We start from the raw sequence: 25,781 nt of genomic DNA, 5'->3' as shown, positions 1-25,781 counted from the left end.
ACTTATCATTAGGACGTACTTAATCGTTGTTAGGTGGGTAAGTGGCGGTGTTGAAAACAGTTTCTGACAATGGATTTGCTTTGTTTTATTCGCTGTCTTTATGTTTGCTATTAACGGCATGTAATGAAGATAGCCACCAAAGCATTGCTGCAGATGCGGAAGGATTACCTGATCTCAGCGCTGTGACGGCTTATTCAGTAAACGCTAATGGTGAGCATTTGGCTTGTGCGAAAAATTACCGTGAAAGTTGTTTGCTTGCGCAGTTCCCACCATTGGGAGTTGAGAAAACGGTGCCACTGACGATAAGCGATATTGAGTCACGCTTGTTTGTATCCCATCCTTGGATGGCTGAGAGTTTCTTATCTGCGCTATCAACACTGCCATCGGTATTGTTACCGCTATTTCGTTCAGTGAGTGCAATTGTCATTGCCGATGATGTACGTCCATCGTTTTATAGTGCTAATACTGCCACGATTTATATCGATCCTCGATATTTGTGGCGAGATGAACAAGAGTGGCTCACTATTGTTGCTAAAGATGACTTTCGTGATCAGTTCCAAGCCAATGTTTCTTTTCTTGCTGTCCGGCAACACGTAGACAGTGCTGGTGTCCCTGCGCAGTGGAGCAGTGATACTTTTTCCGCTAGTAATAGCACGCGTACCATAGATCAATTACGACCTGCACTGTTTCGTTTATTAGTGCATGAACTAGCCCATGCGAATGATCTTTTGCCACCGTCGGTGCTGTCATCGTTATCACCAAACCGCACTATTTATCAAAATATCACTGCGACAACACCGTTACATCAAACGCTTTATGAGCAATTACCGTTGCAAGATACATTGTTGTTCGATGTGGCAGATGTGCTGTATCAAGGCGCACCTCCCAGTGAGACTGTTCATGACCTCACCGCTTTACAAGTAGGTGCACATTTTGAAGCTGAAGGTGCAAGTGATCTCTATAGCTATACCAACAAAAAAGAAGATCTGGCGATGTTATTTCAGTCGTACATGATGCTTGAACATTGGGGATTGCAAGATAGGTTTATGTTGCTGTCGCAAAATGAGCAAGTGCTTGAGGGATGTGAGCGCTATAGCATCGCGTGGGGGCAAACAGGGCGGATGTTTGATCCTCTCGTTTATGATCGGATGATTTTAGCTGCTGAAGCGTTATTAGAGATAGAATTACCCGTCAGATTTACTGTTGTGCTTGAAGCTATGCCTATTCCGTCAGGCACATCATGGTGTGAGATCATCAATACTCAGAGTAATTAAAAGCGAATACTGCATGGTTATATAGGAGTGACAGTATTCGCTATTATTGGCAGAGATAAGAAAAATTTAATGAATGGCTGTATTGCCTAGTAAAAGGGGGAAGCGAATTCCGCTTTTTAGTTATTCCCAATCCCAAAAGCTACTTTCATGTTGCTGCGTAAATAACATGCGATAACCACTGATTGTATGGTGGCTAATGTTTTTCATGACTTTATGAAATTGATCGGTTGTTAGGTGGATTAAGTTTTCATGATCGCCTGCTTCCAAATAAATATCATCAATATCAAAGAGCATGTCATCGACGATCATATCTAAATGATAAACCTGCCCTAAGTTTGGAATGGCACCGGGGCTGCAGTCTTGAAATAGCGTGGATAGTTCATGCTCACCAACTAGGCAGTATTGTTTCCCCGTGATCTGATTGACCTTATCTAACATAACGCGGCGATTTGCGGGGATCACTGCCATTAGATAGTTACTTTGTTGATCCTTTAAAATAACAGACTTAGCAACATTGGTTGTCGGCACATGGGCAGACATTGCTGAGTTAAAGGATGAATCGGTAGGGCGATGATGGGTTAGTTCAAGTTCAATATTATGATGTGATAAATATTGCTCGACAGAGATTGCTGTGGCCATGATTGCCTCCTGATATCTTCGCCTTGGTTTATTACAAAATAAGCCAAGATATAAAGTTCGATTCTCTGTTTGTTTACTCCCAAAGTATGGCAGGTATTTACCGTTTTAGGTGAATATCAGCATCGTCTGCTGTTTGATAAAGGGAAAAGACGTTATTTAAACTGACGTTCTAAATCGAGCAGCTTTTGCTTAATGTCACTGCCGCCAGCGTAACCACCTAAATCGCCATTTTTAGTGATCACTCGGTGGCAAGGCACAATAATCGATAAGCTATTTTTGCCATTTGCAGTTCCCACGGCACGACAGGCTTTTGGGGTTTCAATAGCATCAGCTAATTGCTGGTAATGCCATGTTTCCCCATAAGGTATCGTGGTTAATGCTTGCCATACTCGCTGTTGAAAGTCGGTGCCTTGAAAAGCTATTGGCAACGAGAATTGTTGTCGCTGCCCGTTGAAATATTCCGTTAATTGTTGCTCACACAATTTTAAGATTGGGTGCTCAGGGCTAAGTGTTGCTTGAGCAAGAGAGGGAATGCGGTGACTTTCAAACCATACCGCTAATAGTGCAGTATTGTTTGCGGTAAGAGTAATTTTCCCTAAAGGGCTATCGAGGTGCTTAAAATAGATATCCATATCGCTAGATTGAATCATAGTGTGGATGATGTTGCTATTATGAGCAAAATAGATGAGCGATTCAAACTTATGAGAGAGCAGGAGAAAGCCGCTAACCTAACAGATATAACTACAAGGTTAGCGGAAGAAAGCCTTACTTAGCGTGTTGTTTTAAGTAATCTAATGCGCCTTTAATTGCTGCCACTTGTGCCATATTACATTCATCTTCAGTAACACGTGGGCTATCTGGGTAGACCTCTGTTGTCGATGTGTAAGCGGCATCTGTTACGCTTGCACACAGACCTAATGCTTTTAGCGGGTAGTTGATCACACCTTCTTGAGTGATAGGTTCACCAATAATGTTGCCGTTATCATCTGGTGGTGCAATGTGAGTGACATGACGAACTTCATCAATGATTGCAGTTTGGAATGCATCTTGTGGATTTTCAGTATCACCTACCACGTAGAAACCGTCTGGCACACTGTCTTCAATGTATGCTTTACCATCACGGGCAGCTAAAGCTGGGCGGAACTCTGATTCATCCGTATCTGTGGTTTCATGCAGATCAATGTGTGCCAAGAAATCGGTTTTTTGATCTTGTACTAATTGCATTAATGCTGCTGATTCTTCTGCTGGGCTATTAGGAATAAAAGAGCGGTTTGGATCAACAGCGTTAGGGTTCCAACGGTTGATGGTTTCATAACCCCAAGGGCTTACGCAAGGTGCCACTAAGATATTGAAATCATTGCTGTAGTTTTCAGCTTCTAATGCTACAAAAGCTAATGCGCCATGAACACCACTGGTCTCGTAACCGTGAATACCACCCGTGATTAATACTGTGGGTTTATTTGTATCCCAGTTGCGAGTTTTAATGGAAAAAAGTGGGTATTTTTCAGGAGAGTAGGACAGAGCACCATACTGAGCAATATCAAATTTATCTTTTAAGGCATCAATTTTAGTTACGACTTGCTCAAGGTAAGAGCGCTTAATGGTTGTTTCTGCTAACCATTGTGCTTTTTCTTCACTTCCCCAAGGTTTGCCTGTTTCGCCGATATGATAAGTAGATGATTGCATTATAGTGCTTCCTGTTTTTAGTATATTGATGATCTTTTTACATGATGCTTTATTGTTTAGCAAATTTGGTGCGATTTTGTAAAAACTGACTGTATTTTAGAAGGTTTAATAAATCATATTGAAATGATAAGTGGAAAATATAGTTGTTAATGATAGCGAATAAACTGCGTTTATAAGATGCAATGGAGAAGGTGACAATTTCATTTATATAACGAGATTGTATGCTAAAACAGAACAAGATTTTGATTAAATGTTTCAATGTTAGGTTGCAATTTCACTGTATATAATACTATTGTCATACAAAATTAGAGGCATATAGTAACTCTCGTTGTCACAAATTATCTATTTTGGAGAAGACGATGAGTACTATCTTGAATGAATCACAAATTGAAGATGCGAAACAACACCTTACTCGTCCTCTAGCCACACCTACAGATTTAAGTGTAGACGCGACTAAAGAGATCAGTGGTGCACTAACAGCGATCCTTGCTGATGTTTTTGCGATGTATATAAAGACCAAAAATTTCCATTGGCACATGAGTGGTGCACATTTCCGCGATTACCACTTAATGTTAGATGAGCAAAGTGCGCAATTATTCGCGATGACGGATGATATTGCTGAGCGTGTACGTAAAATTGGTGGCAAAACACTGCGTTCTATTGGTGAAATTTCCCGGATGCAGCGTATTTTAGATAATGATGCTGAATACGTTGAACCTGCTGATATGCTTGCTGAGCTTTGTGAAGATAATAAACAATTAGCCGCAGAGCTTCGTGCTGCACATACTTTATGTGATGACTGTGGTGATTATTCTTCAGTGAGTATGATCGATGATTGGATTGATCAAACTGAACGTCGTGTTTGGTTCCTTTATGAGTCTTATCGTCATTGATAGTAACAACTGACAGTCTATCTGTGTTGTGATTAAAGCTTCTCTTGATTAGAGAAGCTTTTTTTATGGCTATTTTTAGCAAGATGCATGTGAGCGTCGCTATAAATTCACGATAACTTAGAAAAAATCACTATAAATCATAGGGCTAATTTTTAATAAAAGTTGGTTTAGTTATTGCTAATAGTCATTTATCACCGTGGGAGAGATAAATGAGTATTGTTGCTGGGGTCATTTCAGATTGCTGGAGCCAAGACTTTTTACTCATCAAAAAAGAGATCGCTCAGCACTTATCACGCAATCCAACCGATGTTCGTCATGAATATTTCGATAACCATTTGTATCTATGCCGAGTTGCAATTGATTGTTATCGTGAGGCGAATTGGGCTGAAAATCATTTACGTTTTACGATGGTGTTAGGACATACCTTGATGTCGCCATCACTCACTCAAGATGTAAATAGTTTACTGCAACACAACATGCAGGATTACCCTAAATTATTGGCTGATGCGCAAGGGACGTATTGCGTTTTAAATTATGATAAACGTCAGCATACTCTCAGTATCTTTGCTGATTCGTTGGCGATTCGACCGCTATATTATATGCAGTATAAAGGGGCGGTTATTTTTAGTTCGTGCTTACGTTTATTTGATAAGTTAAGTGTGAAATTAACCACTAATTTGGTTGGAGTCACCGAGTATGCTGTTGTTGGTTACACCTTAGGAAATAAAACACACTATAACGAAGTGCGATCATTATTACCTGGAGAAAGGTTAATAATGACGACGAATGAATTACAGCAACAGCGCTATTTTCGTTGGGCTGATATGCCTTTTGATTGTTTGCGTGATAGTGATGGTATTTCTCAATTTGATCGTGCTTTTAAACAAGCGGTTAATCTCTGTTTAGGTGATGATTTTCACGCGATAAGCACGTTATCTGGTGGGTTAGATTCACGAGTGATCGTTACTGAATTATTAAAGCGAGGCGTACAACTAGAATGCTTAAATTTTTCGTATCAACGTTCGCAAGATGAAGTGTATGCCGAAGCCTTTGCAAAGTATCACGATTTTCCACTTCATATTGTTAATGTCAGAGATACCCAAGAGCAAAGTATTGAACAACGACTAGGATGTTATTGGCGAGCCACTCAATATAATTTTTACCAACAGGTTGAGCACCCAAGACTAGTGTGGTCTGGCAATGGTGGTAGTGTATGCGTAGGTATGGTGTTTTGTGATGATGAAATACTGGCAGCCTGTGCAACCGGTGAGCCGTTAGCTGTGGCAAAAGCTTATTTACAACATCAACATGCATTTATTCCCAAACGGATGGTGAAAGATGGTGCGATGCTCCAAGCGCAATTAGAGCAAAACATTGTAGCCTGCTTAGAGCAATATTCACATTTGCCGCTGGAAAAAGCCTTTCAGCTGTTTTTATGGGAAAACGATCAACATCAGCATATTGCACCAGCTTTAGAAGACATGGATAAGTTTAGGCTTGATTTTCATCTCCCTTTTTATAGTAAATCAGTGCTAAGTGTGATTTTTGCGTTACCGACAGCTTCAGCGGTTAAGCATCAGTTTTATATGAAGTGGCTTAATCATGCTTATCCTGAGGCATTACTGACGCCATGGCAAACTTACCCGGGGCATTTGACTTGCCCATTAAAAGATCATCGATTATCAGCGCTAAGCCAATGGCAATTAACTGAAAATGTAAAAAACAGAGTGAATTTGATCACCATTGGTCTTAAAACCTTATTTGATGCTAAAGGTGAGTTTTATCATTTACATTATTTAGGGGCTAATTGTCTCTTAACGGCACTTGGCTTATACAGTGGGGAATCTACACTCAATGTTGTTAAGCGAATGAATCGGGTGTTAAAGCCTCATCATTAGTAATCTGGATCAGACTTGGCTAGAATACGCAGCCTTGTTATTGATGGTTATGAGTTCTGCGTAATATGCGATTTTTAAAATTATCTGTTCATCCTGATCTGGAAAATATTGATTTTGATACCACTGAACTAAGTATTTTCCAACGAGATGCGGCACGTGCCATTGTCTTAAATGGTGAAGATATTTTGATGCTTTACACTGCTCGTTACCATGATTACACCTTGCCTGGTGGTGGTATTGATGCTGGTGAAGATAAAGTTCAAGGATTGATCCGTGAGCTTGAAGAAGAAACTGGCGCAAAGAACATTCGTGATATTAAGCCATTTGGTCAATACGATGAATATCGTCCTTGGTATAAATCTGAGCATGATATTGTTTATATGAAATCGTACTGCTACGTCTGCACCATAGATAAACAGCTGGGTGAGACTCGTTTTGAAGATTACGAAATTAAAAATGGCATGAAGCCAGTGTGGATCAACATTTTTGATGCTATTGCGCACAATGAAGCAACCATCAAACATTCTGAGAAAAAAGGGATGTCGATTGAGCGAGAAACCTTTTTACTTAAGTTGATTGCAGCTGAATTACTACCAGTGAATGCATAAAAAACGGAGGCAAATAGCCTCCGTTTTTTATTAAATAATACTTTGATTTATTTTACTTTTTTGAAAGTAACTGTATGACGATCAGAGCTAATGATTAAAGTGTTTTGGTTAACAAGGTAATCAGAAGGGCCTGTTAGCATTTTCTTCACAAAGCCATCAACGGTTGCTTGTTCGTTCTGAATACACATCTTACGTGTTGATGCTAAGTTCTTAGTCAGTAAATCGTTACCTGTTAACGTAAGCTTACCCGTTAAAGTGTTACAGCCTTGATAAGTCACATTGAAGTTCTGATCAATTACTAATTCAGGTTTAGCTGGTAGCGCATCAACAGGCTGAGTGTGACCGTCAATTGCACTTACTGCCCAAGTGCTAGGTAGTGCGGCAACGTCTTTAGGGGTTGTGCTACAGCCAGTTAATAGTGATGCCAGTAAAAAAGTACCAAAAAAAATCTTTTTCATTATATTTCTCGTGTCGTACAGCAAGAAAAGTGCGTTAGATATAGATTATGACAACGATGAAACAGACAACGGTCAATGGTCTGATATGTATAAAGTAACGCAGTGATGTTTTGTGTCTTGCTAACTTAAGTAGTCATATGAACAGTAAAGCTCAGCAGGGTGTGAAGTGTGACAAATAACCGTAAAAATGTAAACGGCATCCTTTTTTTATTTGTATATTTTTGTGTATTCATAAAAATGTTAATACGTGTAGTAAGAAGGATGAAAATTAATGCAGCACATCACATTGAGTTCACTTGCTGGAGAGCAATAGATAACACTGTCAAAAGTTGTATGCGTGGACGTAACTGCGTCGAACACATACAAGAACTGAGCAATTAAATCCTTCTCATTTAGTATTGTTTGTAAAACCAAACTCTGCAATATCTCTCTCCTTTTAGATTAATTATGCTTACGTTCTTCTTTAACAAAAAACTCGCATATTTTCAGCCAAGCATTGCTACAATGTTTGGCTGTTTTTCAAAGTGAATAGAATCATGTTTCAACAAGAGCACGTGATCAAATTGGCTAATATGAAAATGCCATTTGGTAAGTATGCAGGTCGGGTGTTGATTGACTTACCTGAAGAATATTTATTGTGGTTTCAGAAAAAAGGTTTTCCAGAAGGAGAGCTAGGCACATTAATGGCATTGGCTTTAGAATTTAAAATTGAAGGGTTAGAAAGCGTTATTCGTCCATTACGACGTGATTAATGCTTACCTTTAGACGTAAAAGAAATCGATATGAAAAAAATATTATTATCCGTTATGGCAGTGTTAGGTTTTTCTACTCTTTCAGGTTGTGCGCAGCACTATGCCAATATCAGCGATATTCCTTTTGTTGATCCTAATTTTAAACGTTGCGTGATCCTGCAAGGTAAAGCTTATAGTGAGCAAATTACCGAGTTGAAATGTGAAGGTCTGCATATCACCCAAATTAAAGAGCTGAGTAACTTTAGAAATCTAAAACAGTTAGATTTATCTCATAACCAACTAACCAAACTTGATGTAAGTGATAACCCACATTTAGAAGTGTTGAGCCTTGAGCATAACTTATTGAATAAGTTGAAAGTGAAAAGTAATAGCCAGTTAAAAGTGCTAAATGTCAGTTTTAATCGCTTAACGGATCTGAATATTAAAAAAAATAAACAACTGACGTATTTAAACTATGAAGGTAATCCATTGAAAAATGTCGATATTAGTCAAAACCCTCAACTGGTAGAGCCATATTCTGAAGTTTACATTAGTAATGGACCAAGCCAATAAGCAATGCAATAAGGAAAATCATCATGTTAAAAGGTATTCATCATGTTGCGATCATTTGCTCTGACTATGCGCGTTCGAAGCACTTTTATACACAAGTCTTGAAACTGCCAGTGATCAATGAAACCTATCGAGAGCAGCGCCAATCGTACAAGTTGGATTTGCGTTTACCTGATAATAGTCAATTAGAATTGTTCTCTTTTCCTGATGCACCAACGAGGCCAAGTTACCCTGAAGCGCAAGGGTTACGACATTTGGCTTTTGTGGTTGAAGATATCCATAGTGTGGTTGCGGATTTAGAAGCGCAAGGTGTTGAGGTGGAAGCCATTCGTATTGATAAGCTGACAGGTAAAGCGTTTACCTTTTTCAGTGATCCAGATGGGTTGCCGTTAGAGTTGTACTCTCAATCATAGTGTAAATCTCCGTCTTATCTTTAAGAAGTGTTTGATTTTAACTAACAAATATATGCTTATGAGTGTATATTGTGTTGGTTGATAATTAAACACAACGGGAAGGGAAGGATGCGCAGAATTATATTTAATCAAAAAGGCGGTGTGGGAAAATCAAGTATTACCGTGAACTTAGCTGCGATCAGCGCGGCTCAAGGTCATAAGACATTGGTGATTGATCTTGATGTGCAAGGGAACAGTAGTCATTACTTAGGTTATGACATTAACCAGAAAAGTGACAAAACCATAGCTGATCTTTTAAATCAAACTGCATCTTGGTTCTCAATGGCATCGCCTACATTGGATTACCCCCAACCTACCCGTTATGACAATCTGTTCATCATTCCTTCTAGCCCCAAATTGGATAAATTAGAGTCAGAATTAGAGCGTCGCTATAAAATCTATAAGCTTCGTGAAGCCTTAGATGAATTAGAAAAAGAGTATGATCATATTTATATTGATACGCCGCCTAACTTAAATTTCTATACCAAGTCTGGCTTAATTGCTGCTCATAAATTATTAATACCTTTTGACTGTGACAGTTTCTCCCAACAAGCGTTAATTAACTTAATGGATAATTTAGCTGAGCTTCGAGATGATCATAATCGTGATTTGTCGTTGGAAGGTATTGTGGTGAATATGTTTAATTCTCAAGCTAACTTTCCTCGCCAAATAATTGAAAGTGTTAAAGAATTAGGTTTCCCCGTATTAGAGCCATATTTATCTCAGTCAATCAAAATGAAAGAATCGCACTTTCAGCAAATCCCCCTTATTCATTTTCAACCTAAGCATAAATTAACTGAGCAATTCTCAGCTTTATATCAGCAGTTAAATACAGCAGAGCAAGCAGTCAAAAGTTAATTGCAATGCTTTCTACCTAAGCCTCTTGGGTAGAAATACCAAAAGGGCAGAGTGTCAATCTCTGCCCTGGTTGTTTTTTATTCTGCGTTTTGAGGAAAACGTTTTTCGTATTCTTCCATAAAGTCTTTTCGAATTTCTTGCTCTAAATGTGTAGCTTGATCGGTTGGGCAAAATAGCATGAAGTGAACGACTTGCTCGCCATTCGCACCGCTACCAATGTGAATATGAGGCTCAGAGCCTGGCAGATCCACACCAGCATGTTTTTCGATAACGCTATTATAGCGACGAGCCACTTCGATAAACTCTTCACAGTGGTGTTCAATCTTTTTCTCAAGAACGGGAAACATCGGATAAAGGTTTACGAAGTTAGCCACCACAATAGAAAAGTTATGGTAAACATAGCGTTTCATAAAGTTGAGATTCTTTACTGGGTAGGTAAAGAACATGCTATTAGGCAGTGTGGCTGTTTTTCCTGTGTAGTGATATTGCCCATGGTGAAGATCGATTTCTTGGATCACGGTTGCCATCATATTGTGCTCGATCACTTCACCGCACAATTTGCCGACTTCAATCCAATCGCCAATCCGAAATGAACGTGAACTTGCTCGTTGGATTGAGCCTGTAAAACATAAAATGATCTCTTTTGATGCGACCACAATAGCAACAGCAATTGCGGTCACAGATAGGGCAAACTCACTGATTTCGGATTGCCACAGTAAAAATAAGATCACAACAAGCAGTGTGAAGGTGCCGTTTTTTGTTCGTGACATCCATTTACGTTGCTCTTCTGACAAGAACAAAGCATCACCACGGATCGTTTTTAGCGTTAAGCTGCGGATCAGAGTAATCGTTGCAATAATTAATAGGCTTAAGATCAGTTTGTGATTAATTAAGAAACTGACAATGTCCATTATTTTGTTCATTTACTTCCCTTTGGTTGCATACATCAAACTTGCTCTATTCAAGTAACCTCAATCAAAGTGTTAGGTTCAGCGAAGCTAACTGCGTTGCTGATGTTAAAACGGTCGAGGTTATAAACAGTTATATCAAAAATCGAGCTTAGATATGTGAGAGAAAAGAAACTTTATGGGAGATAGATGAAAAAGGTAGAGCTCAAAAACGAAAAAAGGAGCAGTAATGCTCCTTTTTAAAATAGGGGGAATAGCGATTATTTATTATCACGCTTGTACAGTTCAGTGAAAGAACGTTGGTAAGCTACGGCGATTTTGTTGATGATTTTCTTAGTCATAGTCACAACCTGATACTGGATATAGTGGCGTAAAAGTAATAAATAAATTCGGTTTTAGAGGCGCTGTGCTCTCTTGTTGATGCGCATTATACGTATACCCTAAATCTTGAAAAATGAAAAAAAATAGATATAAGCATTAGTTTTTCTAATGGTTGTTTTGTTGTTACTGTTTCTTGTTTTAAGTTATTTAAAATCAAAAGGATAAAGTTATTGCTCCATGTTTTATTAGCGACTTTTTAGTGCTTATATATATGAAAATAACGCTTTTTGATAAAATTTATTTGGATTCAAAGCATTGCTGTATGCAGAAAGTTTTAGAAAAAGTCGTTGTTAGAGAGGAAATAGATGCTGAGATGGGAAAAAGACCTTATTAATTGCTCCTATTTAGCTCTCATTATCCATGTTAGTGTTTTTGGGTGGCTATTTTTTACACGGAGGTAAAGGATGAACAAACAAGTATGGATACTCTCGCTATGTCAGGCACTACTGACAACGGGAAATATAGTGTTGATATCTGTCACAGCGCTTATTGGTCAATCTCTTGCACCAATGCCTTCATTAGTCACCTTACCTGTTGCAATACAATTTATCGGTATGATGTGCGCGACTATTCCTGCTTCTTTGATCATGGCACGTATAGGGCGTAAACGAGGATTTACCTTAGGTAATATGATCGGTATTGCTGGTGCGGCATGCTGTATTTATGCCTTGTGGCTAGCAAATTTTTATTTGTTTTCTGTCGGTACATTTTTACTGGGGATCGGAATAGGTTTCGGTACGCTTTATCGTTTTGCTGCAATGGAATTATGTGATGCTAAATATCATAGCCGTGCTATTTCTATCTCTATGGCTGGGGGCGTTCTAGCGGCAATATTAGGACCATTTCTCGCCGTTCAAAGTCGAGAATGGTTATCTGATCTGAGTTTTATTGGTCCTTTCATTGGTGTGTTATTGCTTTATGTTTTGTCGCTATGCCTACTGCAAGTCGTTGCTCTTCCGAAAGCGCCTGCTTGTGCTACAACTAATACAGGACAACGATTATCACAATTGTTAACACAGCCGAATTATCTTTTAGCGGTGGCTTCTGGTGCTGTTGCTTATTCGGTGATGATCCTACTTATGACAGTGACACCACTCGCTATGATGGGCTGTGGTTATAGTTTTGAGCAATCTACTCAAGTGATTCAATGGCATGTGTTAGGAATGTTTGTGCCATCTTTCTTTACTGGGCACCTCATTGATCGAATTGGGGCTAAAAATACGATTTTATTGGGGGCGGTATTCATGCTGATGTGCTGCATTGTTAATTTGACCGGCACAACATTAATACAGTTTAATATCGCCTTGATTTTATTAGGTGTTGGGTGGAACTTTATGTTCATTGCAGCCACGCGCTTTTTAACCATGACCTATCAACCAAAAGATAAGCCGAAAGCCCAAGCCTGTAACGAGTTTGTGGTATTTAGCTCTGTCACCATAGCATCGCTATTAGCGGGTTGGTTAAACACCGCAATTGGTTGGTACCAACTCAATTTAGTTACTATTCCATTCATGTTCGTGATTATTGCGGCTTTATTTATATTCAAACCACAGTTGAATCCATCGTTACAGCATAAATAATGGTGCTATGTTTATGATTATTTATCGTATTTTAACTTAACAGCGTCTAAGTTTGGTTAGGATGGAACAATAATATTTTGATAATGGGCTGAGTATGAAAAGTGACATGATCCTTATCGGTAAGGGTGAAAATAAAATCGGTATCCACCCTAAATACGCTAACCGTCATGGTTTTATTGCTGGTGCAACGGGAACGGGTAAAACGGTGACACTTCAGTGTTTAGCTGAAGGCTTTTCATCACTTGGTGTGCCAGTGTTTCTTGCCGATGTAAAAGGCGATTTATCAGGCATGGCAAATGCAGGTACTGATAACGCAGTTGTGCAAAAACGCTGTGCCGAGATTGGTATCGAGGGCTTTGAATTTACGCCTTTTCCCGTTGAATTTTGGGATCTGTTTGGCTTAAAAGGGGCAAAAATCCGTGCCACGCTAGAGGACATGGGGCCTCTATTGTTAAGTCGCTTGCTTGATTGTAATGATGTACAAGAAGGGTTGATCAATCTTGCATTTGAATATGCGGAAGAAAACCAAATGCCAATGCTGGATTTGGATGATTTCTCAACAGCATTAAATTACCTTGGTGATAACTCTAAACAACTCGGTGGTATGTACGGACGTATCAGTAAGTCCTCTATTGCTGCCATTGAACGTCGTTTGTTGGGCTTTAAACGCCAAGGAGGCAGTGAGTTCTTCGGCGAGCCCGCATTAGATTATCATGACTTCATGAAAACAGCCGCTGATGGTCGAGGTATCGTCAATATCCTTGATGCTAGCACCTTGATCCAATCACCCAAGTTGTACTCAACTTTCTTATTATGGTTATTGTCTGAGTTATACGAGAACCTACCTGAAGTGGGTGATCTCGATAAGCCGAAGTTTGTGTTCTTCTTTGATGAAGCGCATCTGCTATTTGATGATGTGCCTAAAGTCTTTTTAGATGAAATCGAGCAAGTGGTACGTTTGATCCGTTCAAAAGGCGTGGGTATTTACTTTATCACGCAAAATCCAACCGATATTCCTGATTCAGTATTAGGGCAGTTAGGTAACCGTATTCAACATGCGTTACGTGCTTATACCCCTAAAGAGCGTAAAGCCGTTAAAGTCGCAGCGGAGTCTTTTCGTGATAATCCCAATTTAGATGTTGAAACCTTGTTGGGGGAATTAGGTGTTGGGGAAGCATTAGTCTCTGTGCTTGGAGAGGGTGGTGTACCATCTGTGGTTGAGCACGTCACTATTCGTCCACCAGAATCGCAAATTGGACCTATCAGTACAGAAAAACGCACCGAGATGCTCAATACCAGTCAGTATTATCAGCAATATAAACAAGCGGTGAATCGTGAATCTGCCCATGAGATGTTACATAAACGCATGGAGCAGCAAAAGCAGGCGCAATTGCAACAAGCACAACAAGCTGAGCAAGAAAAACAAGATCGAGCGAGTATCCGTAAGCCTAGACGCTCTCAACGCCAAACTTATACCGAATCTTTTATTAAGACGCTGCTACGGCAATTAGCCAATGCCATTGTAAAAGTATTATTTAAACGTCGTTAATGGGTAAACCTCTTGTTATCTACTGATAATAAGAGGTTTTTTATAGTCTTCATTTCTAAATTTACGCTTTCAATCATAGGAAATAGCGTAATAAAAGCGTAAGGTTTACCAGACTGATTAAAAAGGATGGTATAGCTGTGCATATTTTCACTGATAGAAAAGACATTATCATTGATACCCGTAGTTCCGAAGAGTTTATTGCTGGGCACATTGAAGGTAGCGTGTTTGTTGGCTTTGGCGGTAAGCAATTTAAATGGTGGCTAGAACTAATTGTTCCTGATAAAACAGTGCATCTTGAGGTGATTGCAGCAGATAAAGATCAAGCCAGTGTGATTAAAACACTTCATGAGCTTGGTTATATACATGCAGAGTTAAAGCCGCTTGATACTTCGCTATCTCATATTGAGCATATCTCTGCAGATAAATTACCAGATATAGCTGAAACGCATCATATTTTAGATGTACGAGAAACTGATGAAACTGAAAAAGGCAAGTTAGCCAGTGCAGAAGCATTGCCATTGACGGCGTTAATCCAAGGCAAAATGCCAGCCCACCATGATGACTATGTTGTGCATTGTGCTGGTGGTTACCGTTCACTAATCGCGATATCTTTATTAAAAGTTTTAAATAAATGCCATTTAATTCAATTGGATGGTGGTTATTCAGCAATTCAACGTACTCAATAATTTATAAATTTAAAAGCCATAGAGAAATTATTGGTTAGATGTTTATTATTTAATAAATGTTTTCTCTGTGGCTTTGTGCTTTTTTCTTTTCTGATCTTATTTCCCTTCAAAAAAATACTGCGAGAAGCACAAAAAATACGCGCTCAAATGTTATCAAAATGTTGTTGATTATTTGTTTGCCGTTGCAAAACTCATGAAAAATGAAAAATCTTGTACGAATATTTGTGCAAAAGAATTGATCCCTGAGTTATTTTTTTTGAATTCTCGTCAGTCTCTGAAATGCTGAATACATGTTTCTACTTATAAAAAAAGTCATACCCTGTACCGTTGTAGAAGCATGATGTGCTTATTGTTGAGTATAAATTCAAGGATTGAGAGATAGATTATGATTCGATTTAACCTTTGTGCAGCAGGAATATCCCTTGCACTGTCAGGCGCGGCTTTTGCTGCACCTACGGCACCAAGCATCGATATGTACGGCTCTAACAACCTTCAGTTCTCTAAAATTGAACTGGCGATGGAAACAACATCTGGCTACAACGACATGGTTAAGTACCATGACAAAGCTAAGATCAATGTGAAATTTAACCAGTGGAGTGGAAATTCAGGTGATACCTACAACATCTACTTCGATGGTAAAAAAGTAGCATCAGGTCCAATTAATGGCAGCCAAACAACCGCTTCTTTTGAGTATGAACAAGGTGGTTTGTACCAAATGGAAATTGAAGCGTGTGATGCAACAGGTTGTGCGAAAAGTGCTCCTGCACAAATCACTATTGCTGATACCGACGGCTCACACTTACCGCCACTACCAATGAATGTTGACCCAAATAACAAATCGTTTGATACCGATCCAAGCGTTGTTATGGGTACGTACTTTGTTGAGTGGGGTATTTACGGTCGTGATTACACAGTAGATAACATTCCAGCAGACAACTTGACTCACATTCTTTACGGCTTTATTCCAATTTGTGGTCCAAACGAGTCGGTGAAATCTGTTGGTGGTAATAGCTTCAATGCGCTACAAACAGCGTGTCGTGGCGTTAATGACTATGAAGTCGTTATCCATGATCCATGGGCAGCATTCCAAAAGAGCTTTAAGCAAGCTGGTCATGAATATAGCACTCCAATTAAGGGTAACTACGCAATGCTAATGGCATTAAAACAGCGTAACCCTGATCTGAAAATCATCCCATCAATTGGTGGTTGGACACTGTCTGATCCGTTCTTTGATTTCGTAGATAAAGCAAACCGTGACACATTCGTTGCATCGGTAGAAAAATTCCTGAAAACATGGAAATTCTACGATGGTGTAGATATTGACTGGGAATTCCCAGGTGGCGGCGGTGCAGCAGCTGATCGTGGTGACCCAGTTAAAGATGGCCCTGCATACGTAGCCCTAATGCGCGAACTACGTGCGATGCTTGATAAGCTAGAAGCAGAAACAGGCCGTACTTACGAGCTAACATCAGCAATCGGTGTGGGTTACGATAAGATTGAAGACGTTGATTATGCAGATGCAGTTCAATACATGGATTACATCTTTGCGATGACTTACGACTTCTACGGTGGTTGGAACAACGTTCCAGGTCATCAAACAGCACTATACTGTGGTAACTTCATGCGCCCTGGTCAGTGTGATGGTACTGGTCTAGATGAAAATGGCGAACAGTTTAAAGGTCCTGCTTACACTTCTGATAACGGTATTCAATTACTGTTAAAACAAGGTGTTCCAGCTAACAAACTGGTACTGGGTGCTGCAATGTACGGTCGTGGTTGGACGGGTGTAATGCCAAATACGCTCACTGATCCAACCGATCCTATGACAGGTACAGGTACAGGTAAACTGACGGGTACGAAAGAGCAAGGTGTGTGGGAAGACGGTGTTATTGACTACAAAGGCATTAAGTCTCACATGCTAGGCGCTGATGGCAAAGGTATCAACGGCTTTGAATACGGTTATGACGATCAAGCTGAAGCACCGTATGTATGGAACCGCTCAACGGGTGATTTAATCACGTTTGATGATAAGCGTTCGGTACTGGCTAAAGGTAACTACGTTAAGTCACTTGGCCTTGCGGGTCTATTCTCATGGGAAATCGATGCAGATAATGGTGACATCCTAAATGCAATGCATGAAGGTGTAGCTGGTACTGTTATTGAGAAGCCAAACAAAGCACCAACGGCAGCAGCGGGTGCGGATCAATCAGTGACAGGTCCTGCATCTGTAACACTTGATGGTTCAAGCTCGAAAGACGCTGATGGCAGCATCGTGACTTACGCTTGGGAACAAGTATCAGGTACTGCGGTAGCACTGACTGGTGCTGATTCTGCAACAGCAAGTTTTGATGTGGCAGAAGTGGCTGAAACTGTGCAGCTAACGTTTAAACTCACCGTTACAGATAACAAAGGTGCAACGGCAACCGATACTGTTGTTGTGACAGTGAAGGCGAAAGATGACGTTGTTATCCCAGAAAATAACGCACCAGTGGCAAGCGTAACAGCACCTCAAACGGCGAATGCTGGTGATGTTATTGTTGTTGATGCATCTGCGTCTTCTGATGCTGATGCTGGTGATACGTTAACGTTTAACTGGACATTACCTGCTGGTATTAATGCGACAGTAAACGGTTCACAAGTGCTATTTACTGCTGCAGAGTACACACAAGATACAAGCCTTGTATTTACAGTAGTAGTAAGTGATGGCAAAGCAACATCGACAGCGTCAACAACCGTGGTTGTTGCTAAGCACTCACCAGTTGTTGATACCTGTGATAACGCATGGGATGCAACAACCGTTTACCTAGGTGGCGACCAAGCGACCAAAGATGGCAAGCTATGGGAAGCTAAGTGGTGGACACGTGGTGAAGACCCTGCGAAATCTGGTCAATGGGGTGTGTGGAAAGAAGTGGGTGTTGTTGACTGTAAGTAATCGTTGATTGGAAATAACGATGAATACAATGTGCTGGTGGTTGAACTTGAATTAATCACCAGACATTTACAACACACTTAAGTATCAATCCCTTGGTATTTTATAATGCCAAGGGATTTTTTATTTATCAGTGATAAAAAGGCAATAAAAAACGCCCAGTATAATACTGAGCGTTGAGTCTTTTTGTACGAGTTATTAGCGGCTAAGGAAAGCGTATCCTGTTGTAAATGCCGCTTCTTGGAACTGGCGTAAGCCAGTATCACGGAAGTCGATACCCATAGGGTTACGCTTCAGCTTTTGTTTGATGTCTGCGTTAGACATGAAATTCACATCAAGATCTGGAATCAGCTGGATCGCTGATTCTAGTTTGAAGCCTACAGCGCTGCCTGCGAATTTACCGCGTGTTTCGCGGTTACGGATAACCACTTTATCTACTTTGTAGTCATCAAGTAGTTTTTTAAATGCGAATTGGAAATCACGCATTTGTTGGTTATCTAGAGAATCTTCCATGATGAACTTTTGTGTACGACATTGAGGAATATCGAACATGCCATTTTGAAGTGAAAGAAGACAAATCACAGCTTCGTTACTACGTAGTTCAACAGCACAAATTTTCATGTTAACACCTGAATCATAATATTTTGCCGCATATTGTAGGCGAAAAAGCGGCGTGCTGTTAGTAGCGATTGTATTTTATTTTCGCTTTCGATGCTTTGGGTGTGTGAGGTGAATTTTTAGTAGAGGAAAGGGGGAAGAAGAAGTGTTACGAAAAACAATAAAGCCAATCTAATAAATCTCTTTCTAGTTAAAAATAAATAGGATTGGCTTTATTTTATCACTTAGCTTTTTTTCGCTGGTGTGTATGAACGACCCGCAGCTTGGTAAGTGTCTTTATCGTTAATTTCAAACGTGGTGTAGAAGAACCAAGCGATAAAGCGCATTAGTTCATCATCTGCATTCATTACCCACTCAGCAAGCTCTTCTTCTTCGCCTTGCTCATTGGTTTGGGTAAACACGTGATAAATACGTTGCTTACCATCAATTTCAGCAATGCTGAAGTGACCGATCATTGCCGCTGCAGCTTCTGAAATTTCAGTTTCTTCGTTATCTTTTAGCGCATTTAGGATTGCAGGTACGCTTTCTAGTTGTGCTAATTCTTTGACTAAGATTTCAAATTCTTCTTGTTGCATCTTTTACATATCTCTGTGAAGTTTCGCACTATTGTAATAGCAATTAAGTGATGGGATCTAATTTTTCAGCAGCAAGATCTTCGCTGGGATCATTTATTCTCGCTTGCTTGATATACCGGACCCAATAATTCAACCTGAGTCAGGTACATACGCATATCAAACTCCAGTTGGTGGTAACGAGGCTCCATATGTTGGCATAAGGCATAGAAGGCTTTGTTATGCTCTTTTTCACGTAAGTGTGCCAATTCATGGACAACTATCATACGTAGAAACTCAATTGGTGCGGTTTTAAAGACAGAGGCGATACGGATCTCATGTTTGGCTTTCAGTTTATTACCATGCACTCGTGAAATAAAAGTATGTAAGCCTAATGCATGGTTGATCACGTTAATTTTATTATCGTATGCCACTTTACTGATAGGGGCAGATTTTTTTAAATATTCGTTCTTTAACGCAATAACATAGTCGTAAAGCGCCTTTTCAGTTTTTATATTATGCGGTGTCGGATAGCGCTTAAGTAACAGATCTTTGAGCTTATTATTATCAATAAGTTGTTGAACTTGCTCTGTTAAGTGAGTGGGATAACCCTGAAGATATTTAAGTTGCTGCATCACGTCATACTAAGAGATTAAAGCGAAAGGAGCATGCTATAAGGTGACGATGAAAGAGGCAATGTCTAATTTGATCACATAGAATGAAGTCTATAATTTTAATGTGAGTTATCAGCGGCTAAAAAGAAGGATTTGTTATGTCGTTACGTGTCCCACCACCAATATTGTTATTATTATCCATACTGGGAATGTACTTATTGTCTCGGTTCTATCCGATCATGACGTTTGATTTTTCAGGCAAGAGTGTACTGATCTCTGTGTTGTGTTTTATCGGTGTGATCCCAGGTTTTACAGCTATTATTGCGTTTGCTAAAGCCAATACCACCATTGATCCGCGTTATCCGCAAAAAACATCGCGTTTAGTCACCACTGGAATTTATCGATTTACTCGTAACCCAATGTATTTGGGGTTAGTGTTCTTTTTATTTGCTGCGGCATTTTATTTTTCAGCGTTAAGCTGTTTTGTGGTGATCCCTGTGTTTATTTGGGTAATGACTAATTTTCAAATAGAGCCAGAAGAAGCGGTGTTATTAGCCATGTTTGGGGAAGATTATCAGCACTATTGCAATACTGTCCGCCGTTGGTGCTAAGTAATTCTTAATGAACCAAAGATCAAATGAAAATAACGGTTTACCTGCACGTGATTTTCCTTACACTGACCAGCACGTGACTTTGTTACTCCTAAGTGACAAATAAACATCCGAAACTGAGGGAAAATAAATGAGCAAAGCGAAAATTGGTATTGTTACAGTCAGTGATCGTGCAAGTGCTGGCGTTTACGAAGATATTTCAGGCCAAGCGATTATCGACACTTTGAATGACTATTTAACCTCAGAATGGGAGCCAGTATATAAAGTGATCCCAGACGAGAAAGATGTCATTGAAGCAACATTGATTGAGATGGCTGATGTGCAAAATTGTAGCTTGATCGTCACAACAGGCGGTACTGGCCCTGCTAAGCGTGATGTGACGCCTGAAGCGACGGAAGCTGTGTGTGATCGTATGATGCCTGGTTTTGGTGAGCTAATGCGTGCTGAATCGCTAAAGTTCGTACCAACGGCTATTTTGTCTCGTCAAACCGCTGGTCTACGTGGTGATAGCTTAATTGTTAACTTACCAGGTAAGCCAAAATCTATTCGTGAATGTTTAGATGCGGTATTCCCTGCGATCCCATACTGTATTGATCTGATGGAAGGTCCATTCCTTGAATGTGATGAGTCGGTGATCAAGCCATTTAGACCAAAGCAAAAATAAGAAATTGATACAAAAAGGGCAATAACCTCAAATGTTATTGCCCTTTTTCTTTGTTAGCTCTTTAGCAACTGCCAGTATTTTTGGTAAATATTGACTGCATCACCTACATCATTGGTAAACTCACCTTTATTTACTTCCTCATCTGTTGGGAAGATCATCGGATCATTTTGTAATGCTTTTGGTAAGAAAGATTTCGCTTGCTTATTAGGAGCCGGGAAACCTAACTCTTCAACCAATTTCGCTTGGTTTTCTGGACGCATAAAGAAATCAATGAACTTAAATGCTAAGTCTTTTTTCTCACTGCCTTTCGGTACAATAAAGTTGTCCATCCATAGGATAGAACCTTCTTTAGGGTACACAAATTGCAGCTCAGGCATTTCTTGCTTGGCTAAGTAAGCATTGCCGTTCCATTGCATACCGAGCATTGCTTCACCTGTCACGTATGGTACGTGTGGTGCATCTGAGTTATAGACAACTACGTTAGGACGTAGTGTTAGCAATTTTTCATAAGCTTGTTTAATTTCAGCTTCGTTGGTGCTGTTAATGCTATGGCCCTGTGCTTTTAATGCCATACCAAATACATCACGTACATCATCTAATAGCATGACTTGACGTTGGAAATCACTATTCCACAAATCGTTCCAGCCAGTTACCTGATCATTTTTGATGCTATCAGAGTTGTAAGAAATGCCAGTGACACCCCAAACGTAAGGTAGTGAGTAATCATTATTAGGATCAAATTGTTGACCTAATAAACCAGGATAGACATCTTTTAAATGATGCATTTTTGTTTTGTCTATCTTGGCAAGCATGCCTTCACGTGCCATCTTCTCGATAAAATAGGTCGAAGCAAAAACCACATCGTAACCTTTGTTATCCAGTAGTTTTAATTTGGTGTACATCGCTTCGTTATTATCGAAAGTCGAGTAGTTAACGGTGACATTATATTCTTTCTCAAATGCTTGAATTACATCTGTTGGCATATATTCAGCCCAGTTGTAAATATTAAGCACAACATTTTCTGCCGAAGCATTTAATGCTGTAAGTGCGAATGTTAGTGTAGTCACCCCTTTTAATACTTTTTTCATTTTTTAATTCCCTAAATGACCAGGTAAGTCAGTGAAGAGCGGATGATAGAGTTAAGCTTAATCATGTCAAAAGTAATTGGGGCTTTTTTTGAGCAATATCACAGTAATAAATTACTTGTTGTTCTTGAAATGTTCTGACATTATCCGCGCGATTTTTTACCTGTTTCATATATATAGGCAATTGGAATGTCAATGCGTAATCAGTATATTGATAGTTATTACCAAGCAACAATTAATGCGTTACCAGAACAACCTGAACTTGATCAAACTATCGAGGCAGATGTTTGTATTATTGGCGGTGGTATGACGGGCTTGAATGCTGCCATCGAATTACGTCAGAAAGGTTTTTCGGTTGTAGTTTTAGAATCTCAGCGTTTAGCATGGGGTGGTTCAGGGCGTAACGGTGGCCAATGTTTAGTGGGTTACTGTTTAGGCTTACGTGAAGTTGATGAAACTTACGGTCCTGAGTGGGGCAAACAACTGTGGGATCTGTCTTGCGAAGCGGTAGATATTGCTCGTGAGCGTATTCAAGAATTCAATATCGATTGTGACTTCCAACAAGGCTATATCGAACTTGCATTGAAAAAGAGCCAAGAAGAAGAATTAAAATCTTGGTATGACTTAAAGCAAACGCGCTACGATTACCCAACCGCAAGTTGGTGGGAAAAAGAACAAATTCAACAAGTAGCGAATACTGAGCGCTACCTTGGTGGTTTGTTTGATTCAAACAGCGCACACATGCACCCTCTTAATTACACATTAGGTCTAGCCAGTGCTGCAATGTCGCTAGGCGCAGCGGTATTTGAAAATACGCCAGCAACAAAGATTGAGAAAGGTAATCCACACATTATTCATACGCCAAAAGGTCGTGTGAAAGCCAAACAAGTACTCTTAGCATGTAATGCGTATTTAGATGGCTTGAATCGTAAAGCGCAAAGTGTGGTACTGCCAGTTGCATCATATATTGCAGTAACAGAGCAGCTTGGTGATCGCCAGCCAATCTCAAATATGATGGCAATGTCAGACTTAAATAACAGTCTTGATTATTACCGTCCAACACCTGATGGTCGTATTTTATTTGGTGGTGTTAACCATCCTTTTAATGGTGAATACAGCGATTCAGCTGAGCGTTTACGCCAACGTATGATCACCGTGTTCCCACAATTGGCTGATGTAAAAATGGAATACCATTGGGGCGGTTTATTTGCGGTAACACGCTCTTATATGCCGCAAATCGATCATCTTGGTGATGATATTTATGTATCCCATGGTTATACCGGCCACGGTGTAGGTTTAACGAACATTGCGGGTAAAGTAGTCGCAGAAGCAATGGCGGGAACGGCAGAGCGTTTTGATGTGTTTGCCAAGATCAAACATGGCTGGATCCCAACGCCTGAAATTTTACGTAAACCTGCACTTGCGATGGCAATTTGGAAAGCACGTTTAGAAGATTCATTAGGTCGCTAATAAAATTTACGGTGTAAATTGTCATTTATTGCAAATAATTTTTAACTTTACCGTGTTTTGACTGATTTTTTGCTAAAAAAGTTATATTCTTATTAAACTTAATTAGCGAACAGGAAATATCATGATTGAACGTTTAGAAACAGGTGCTCGCATGAGCCGCATTGTTAAACATAACGGTACGATTTACTTATGTGGTCAAGTTTGTGCAGATGCTACGAAAGGTATCACAGAGCAAACTCAAACCATGTTAGATAAAGTAGAGGCGTTATTACTGCAGGCGGGGAGTGATAAAGAACACATGCTTTCAGCAACGATTTATATTAAAGATATGAGCATGTTCGCTGAGATGAATGCGGTATGGGATAACTGGGTACCACAAGGTCATGCACCTGCTCGTGCTTGTGTTGAAGCAAGCATGGCCCGTGATGCTTTATTAGTTGAAATTTCAGTGATTGCAGCAGAAAAATAGCAGTTAATGGCAACAGGCTATTAATATAAAGGCTTAATATCAGCTCTGATGAGCGACGATATTAAGCCTTTTTAAATTTAATTGAGCAGTTGCTCAAGTGTCATTGGGGCTGAAGCCAAACCTAAACGTTGTGCTGGCGTTAATGAGAATTTATCTTGACGACATAAATTATGCCAAGCGCGATATATATCGAGTAACGGTAATAGACCAGCAGGGCGTAGCTTTCGGCGCGGCTCATTGATCAGCTGGCTAAATTGCTCTTGAAAGCGATGTTGATAGCTTGATACGGCTCGATAGGTGGCATGTTTTAGCCATTTTTTATCATCATTGGTTTCACCGCCTAAATGGCATATTCCTTTACTGGCATTTTCTAGATGAGTGAATGCCCATCGATCTTGCCACCATCCTAATAATACAATATCAACCTTTCCGGCATCTTCGCCATGCAGCCATTGTTCGTCTTCTATCACGTAGAGAGGATCAATGCGCTTTTGTTTTATATGTTCAATAAACACCGAGATACATGCTGAACGTAACAAGGTTTCTTGTGGCATAAAGATAGCGAGGTACTCGTTATTCTGAAACATTTCTTTTAAGTAGAGGTAATGGCTATATACCGTGTACTGTGGGTAGATCAATGTCCCCTTGGTGGGATAATTAATTTTAGCGCCACCTGATAATGGGTTCTCCATGTTAGAGCGAGAGAATATCTTACGATACGTCGCATCTACTTTGGCTAATATACCTTTAGGAATAAAAGGATCTGATACTGTTTCGTGATGCTTTGGAGCCGACATGAAAAGGGATGAATCTTGATAGGCATCATGATAGAGGTGGGATAATTCGATATCGTCAGCTTGGTAATTAACATGCTGAGCAACAACATAACCCGATTGTGATTCTGCACTGGCGACCCACATGACACCATTGTGGCTTTGAGGTTGCAGGTCTTTAATATTAGATGCAAGTTCAACATGATGTTGATGTTTAAATAATCGCTCATCAAAAAGGGCGAGCTGACGACGGCAACGTGCAGCGATATGATTAAGCTGATCGTAAAAGGTCTTTGGGTTGATCTCTAGGCGTCGGCAAATATCTCGTACAGGATAACCAGTAAATAATAGACCTAATAACTTTTGCTGCATGGCATGTTTGTTATTGGCACCAGACCATCGATCGACAAAGGTGTGTTCACATGATTTACAGCGATAACGTTGCCTGTCTCCGCTAAAACCGAATGCATGGTAAAGGTGACGATGAGTCAATACTGAGTAATGTTTATTATCACACTCACTATTAGTACAGGTCGGTAAATCATTGCTTTGTAGTCTATGATAACGCTGTGCTTCTTCTGCGACATCTTGATTATTTAGCAAAGGGGGAAAAGCACCGCATTCTCGGCATACGAGAGTTGGGCGGTGTATATCATTGTTTTGGAGCACGTAGTTATTTGGGTTATGTGAACCAAAGTTCTTACAACTCAGTGTCTTACAGTGATTGAATTGGTAGCCATTGAAAGCCAACGGTAACTGCTCGATGGGATTTGGCGTTGTAAGAAATGTAGACATATCTAACCTTATCTTTGCGCGATCTTTAGAT

General features: G+C 39.9%; 26 protein-coding genes. 16 read left to right on the top strand and 10 right to left on the bottom strand.

The window, feature by feature from the left end; translation table 11 throughout:
* Window positions 1-41 precede the first annotated feature (41 nt).
* Entirely contained in the window at window positions 42-1,274 is a 1,233-nt protein-coding gene (locus Q7657_RS00440; RefSeq protein WP_258178273.1) for a hypothetical protein, read from the top strand.
* Window positions 1,275-1,394: 120 nt separating this feature from the next.
* Here Q7657_RS00440 and Q7657_RS00435 read toward each other — a convergent pair whose 3' ends face one another.
* The 3 genes from Q7657_RS00435 to Q7657_RS00425 all read right to left on the bottom strand — a co-directional run bounded on the left by Q7657_RS00435 (window position 1,395) and on the right by Q7657_RS00425 (window position 3,599).
* On the bottom strand, window positions 1,395-1,913 hold the full coding sequence (locus tag Q7657_RS00435) for a YbaK/EbsC family protein (protein WP_107166410.1): 519 nt from the start codon (window positions 1,911-1,913) through the stop codon (window positions 1,395-1,397).
* 152 nt (window positions 1,914-2,065) lie between these two features.
* Window positions 2,066-2,545, bottom strand: a complete 480-nt coding sequence (locus tag Q7657_RS00430) for a methylated-DNA--[protein]-cysteine S-methyltransferase (protein WP_107166409.1) — start codon at window positions 2,543-2,545, stop codon at window positions 2,066-2,068.
* A 133-nt stretch (window positions 2,546-2,678) separates the two neighbouring features.
* The gene (locus Q7657_RS00425) at window positions 2,679-3,599 is read right to left on the bottom strand and encodes a M14 family metallopeptidase (RefSeq protein ID WP_107166408.1); all 921 of its coding nucleotides are present in this window, start codon (window positions 3,597-3,599) and stop codon (window positions 2,679-2,681) included.
* Between the two features lie 359 nt (window positions 3,600-3,958).
* Between Q7657_RS00425 and Q7657_RS00420 the strand changes: the two genes are divergently transcribed.
* The 3 genes from Q7657_RS00420 to Q7657_RS00410 all read left to right on the top strand — a co-directional run bounded on the left by Q7657_RS00420 (window position 3,959) and on the right by Q7657_RS00410 (window position 6,998).
* Entirely contained in the window at window positions 3,959-4,492 is a 534-nt protein-coding gene (locus Q7657_RS00420; protein ID WP_053987721.1) for a Dps family protein, read from the top strand.
* A gap of 209 nt (window positions 4,493-4,701) precedes the next feature.
* Window positions 4,702-6,390, top strand: a complete 1,689-nt coding sequence (locus Q7657_RS00415) for an asparagine synthase-related protein (protein ID WP_107166407.1) — start codon at window positions 4,702-4,704, stop codon at window positions 6,388-6,390.
* Between the two features lie 65 nt (window positions 6,391-6,455).
* Window positions 6,456-6,998 (top strand): NUDIX domain-containing protein, encoded by a 543-nt coding sequence (locus Q7657_RS00410; protein WP_107166406.1) that lies wholly within the window; start codon window positions 6,456-6,458, stop codon window positions 6,996-6,998.
* A gap of 47 nt (window positions 6,999-7,045) precedes the next feature.
* Here Q7657_RS00410 and Q7657_RS00405 read toward each other — a convergent pair whose 3' ends face one another.
* On the bottom strand, window positions 7,046-7,456 hold the full coding sequence (locus Q7657_RS00405; RefSeq protein WP_053987718.1) for an META domain-containing protein: 411 nt from the start codon (window positions 7,454-7,456) through the stop codon (window positions 7,046-7,048).
* Window positions 7,457-7,992: 536 nt separating this feature from the next.
* Between Q7657_RS00405 and Q7657_RS00400 the strand changes: the two genes are divergently transcribed.
* The 4 genes from Q7657_RS00400 to Q7657_RS00385 all read left to right on the top strand — a co-directional run bounded on the left by Q7657_RS00400 (window position 7,993) and on the right by Q7657_RS00385 (window position 10,067).
* A complete protein-coding gene (locus Q7657_RS00400; RefSeq protein ID WP_008988808.1) occupies window positions 7,993-8,208 on the top strand; it encodes a DUF3820 family protein in 216 nt (71 codons plus the stop codon).
* 30 nt (window positions 8,209-8,238) lie between these two features.
* On the top strand, window positions 8,239-8,760 hold the full coding sequence (locus Q7657_RS00395) for a leucine-rich repeat domain-containing protein (protein ID WP_107166405.1): 522 nt from the start codon (window positions 8,239-8,241) through the stop codon (window positions 8,758-8,760).
* Window positions 8,761-8,783: 23 nt separating this feature from the next.
* On the top strand, window positions 8,784-9,170 hold the full coding sequence (gene gloA2, locus Q7657_RS00390) for an SMU1112c/YaeR family gloxylase I-like metalloprotein (RefSeq protein WP_107166404.1): 387 nt from the start codon (window positions 8,784-8,786) through the stop codon (window positions 9,168-9,170).
* A gap of 108 nt (window positions 9,171-9,278) precedes the next feature.
* Complete coding sequence (locus Q7657_RS00385; RefSeq protein ID WP_107166403.1) at window positions 9,279-10,067, top strand: ParA family protein; 789 nt, start codon at window positions 9,279-9,281, stop codon at window positions 10,065-10,067.
* Window positions 10,068-10,144: 77 nt separating this feature from the next.
* On the opposite strand, the gene Q7657_RS00380 is transcribed toward Q7657_RS00385, so the two are convergent.
* Window positions 10,145-10,990, bottom strand: coding sequence for a mechanosensitive ion channel family protein (locus Q7657_RS00380; protein ID WP_107166402.1), 846 nt, complete (start codon window positions 10,988-10,990; stop codon window positions 10,145-10,147).
* 770 nt (window positions 10,991-11,760) lie between these two features.
* Between Q7657_RS00380 and Q7657_RS00375 the strand changes: the two genes are divergently transcribed.
* From Q7657_RS00375 to Q7657_RS00360, 4 genes are all read left to right on the top strand, one after another.
* On the top strand, window positions 11,761-12,936 hold the full coding sequence (locus Q7657_RS00375; RefSeq protein ID WP_107166401.1) for an MFS transporter: 1,176 nt from the start codon (window positions 11,761-11,763) through the stop codon (window positions 12,934-12,936).
* A gap of 94 nt (window positions 12,937-13,030) precedes the next feature.
* Window positions 13,031-14,485 (top strand): helicase HerA-like domain-containing protein, encoded by a 1,455-nt coding sequence (locus Q7657_RS00370; RefSeq protein ID WP_107166400.1) that lies wholly within the window; start codon window positions 13,031-13,033, stop codon window positions 14,483-14,485.
* Between the two features lie 137 nt (window positions 14,486-14,622).
* Window positions 14,623-15,171 carry a rhodanese-like domain-containing protein gene (locus tag Q7657_RS00365; RefSeq protein WP_107166399.1) on the top strand — a complete coding sequence of 183 codons (549 nt, stop codon included), beginning with the start codon at window positions 14,623-14,625 and terminating at the stop codon, window positions 15,169-15,171.
* A 385-nt stretch (window positions 15,172-15,556) separates the two neighbouring features.
* Window positions 15,557-18,103 (top strand): glycosyl hydrolase family 18 protein, encoded by a 2,547-nt coding sequence (locus Q7657_RS00360; RefSeq protein ID WP_107166398.1) that lies wholly within the window; start codon window positions 15,557-15,559, stop codon window positions 18,101-18,103.
* 195 nt (window positions 18,104-18,298) lie between these two features.
* Here Q7657_RS00360 and Q7657_RS00355 read toward each other — a convergent pair whose 3' ends face one another.
* From Q7657_RS00355 to Q7657_RS00345, 3 genes are all read right to left on the bottom strand, one after another.
* A complete protein-coding gene (locus Q7657_RS00355) occupies window positions 18,299-18,721 on the bottom strand; it encodes a DUF3010 family protein (RefSeq protein WP_053987702.1) in 423 nt (140 codons plus the stop codon).
* Between the two features lie 221 nt (window positions 18,722-18,942).
* Window positions 18,943-19,293, bottom strand: coding sequence for a hypothetical protein (locus Q7657_RS00350; RefSeq protein WP_107166397.1), 351 nt, complete (start codon window positions 19,291-19,293; stop codon window positions 18,943-18,945).
* A gap of 89 nt (window positions 19,294-19,382) precedes the next feature.
* Window positions 19,383-19,904, bottom strand: a complete 522-nt coding sequence (locus Q7657_RS00345) for a M48 metallopeptidase family protein (protein ID WP_107166396.1) — start codon at window positions 19,902-19,904, stop codon at window positions 19,383-19,385.
* Window positions 19,905-20,041: 137 nt separating this feature from the next.
* On the opposite strand from Q7657_RS00345, the gene Q7657_RS00340 reads away from it, so the two are divergent.
* Complete coding sequence (locus Q7657_RS00340) at window positions 20,042-20,494, top strand: methyltransferase family protein (protein WP_107166395.1); 453 nt, start codon at window positions 20,042-20,044, stop codon at window positions 20,492-20,494.
* Window positions 20,495-20,624: 130 nt separating this feature from the next.
* On the top strand, window positions 20,625-21,158 hold the full coding sequence (gene mog / locus Q7657_RS00335) for a molybdopterin adenylyltransferase (RefSeq protein ID WP_107166394.1): 534 nt from the start codon (window positions 20,625-20,627) through the stop codon (window positions 21,156-21,158).
* Between the two features lie 53 nt (window positions 21,159-21,211).
* On the opposite strand, the gene Q7657_RS00330 is transcribed toward mog, so the two are convergent.
* The gene (locus Q7657_RS00330; protein ID WP_107166393.1) at window positions 21,212-22,246 is read right to left on the bottom strand and encodes an ABC transporter substrate-binding protein; all 1,035 of its coding nucleotides are present in this window, start codon (window positions 22,244-22,246) and stop codon (window positions 21,212-21,214) included.
* 186 nt (window positions 22,247-22,432) lie between these two features.
* Here Q7657_RS00330 and Q7657_RS00325 point away from each other — a divergent pair, with 186 nt between their 5' ends.
* Complete coding sequence (locus Q7657_RS00325) at window positions 22,433-23,713, top strand: NAD(P)/FAD-dependent oxidoreductase (RefSeq protein WP_107166392.1); 1,281 nt, start codon at window positions 22,433-22,435, stop codon at window positions 23,711-23,713.
* Window positions 23,714-23,834: 121 nt separating this feature from the next.
* Window positions 23,835-24,182 (top strand): RidA family protein, encoded by a 348-nt coding sequence (locus Q7657_RS00320; protein WP_107166391.1) that lies wholly within the window; start codon window positions 23,835-23,837, stop codon window positions 24,180-24,182.
* A 77-nt stretch (window positions 24,183-24,259) separates the two neighbouring features.
* On the opposite strand, the gene Q7657_RS00315 is transcribed toward Q7657_RS00320, so the two are convergent.
* A complete protein-coding gene (locus tag Q7657_RS00315) occupies window positions 24,260-25,750 on the bottom strand; it encodes a lactate dehydrogenase (protein ID WP_107166390.1) in 1,491 nt (496 codons plus the stop codon).
* Between the last annotated feature and the right edge of the window lie 31 nt (window positions 25,751-25,781).

The sequence above is a fragment of the Candidatus Photobacterium acropomis genome (assembly GCF_030685555.1).
GTDB classification, from domain to species: domain Bacteria; phylum Pseudomonadota; class Gammaproteobacteria; order Enterobacterales; family Vibrionaceae; genus Photobacterium; species Photobacterium lucens.
Note: the sequence above shows the minus strand (reverse complement) of the source record. Positions and strands in the feature narration are given on the sequence as shown.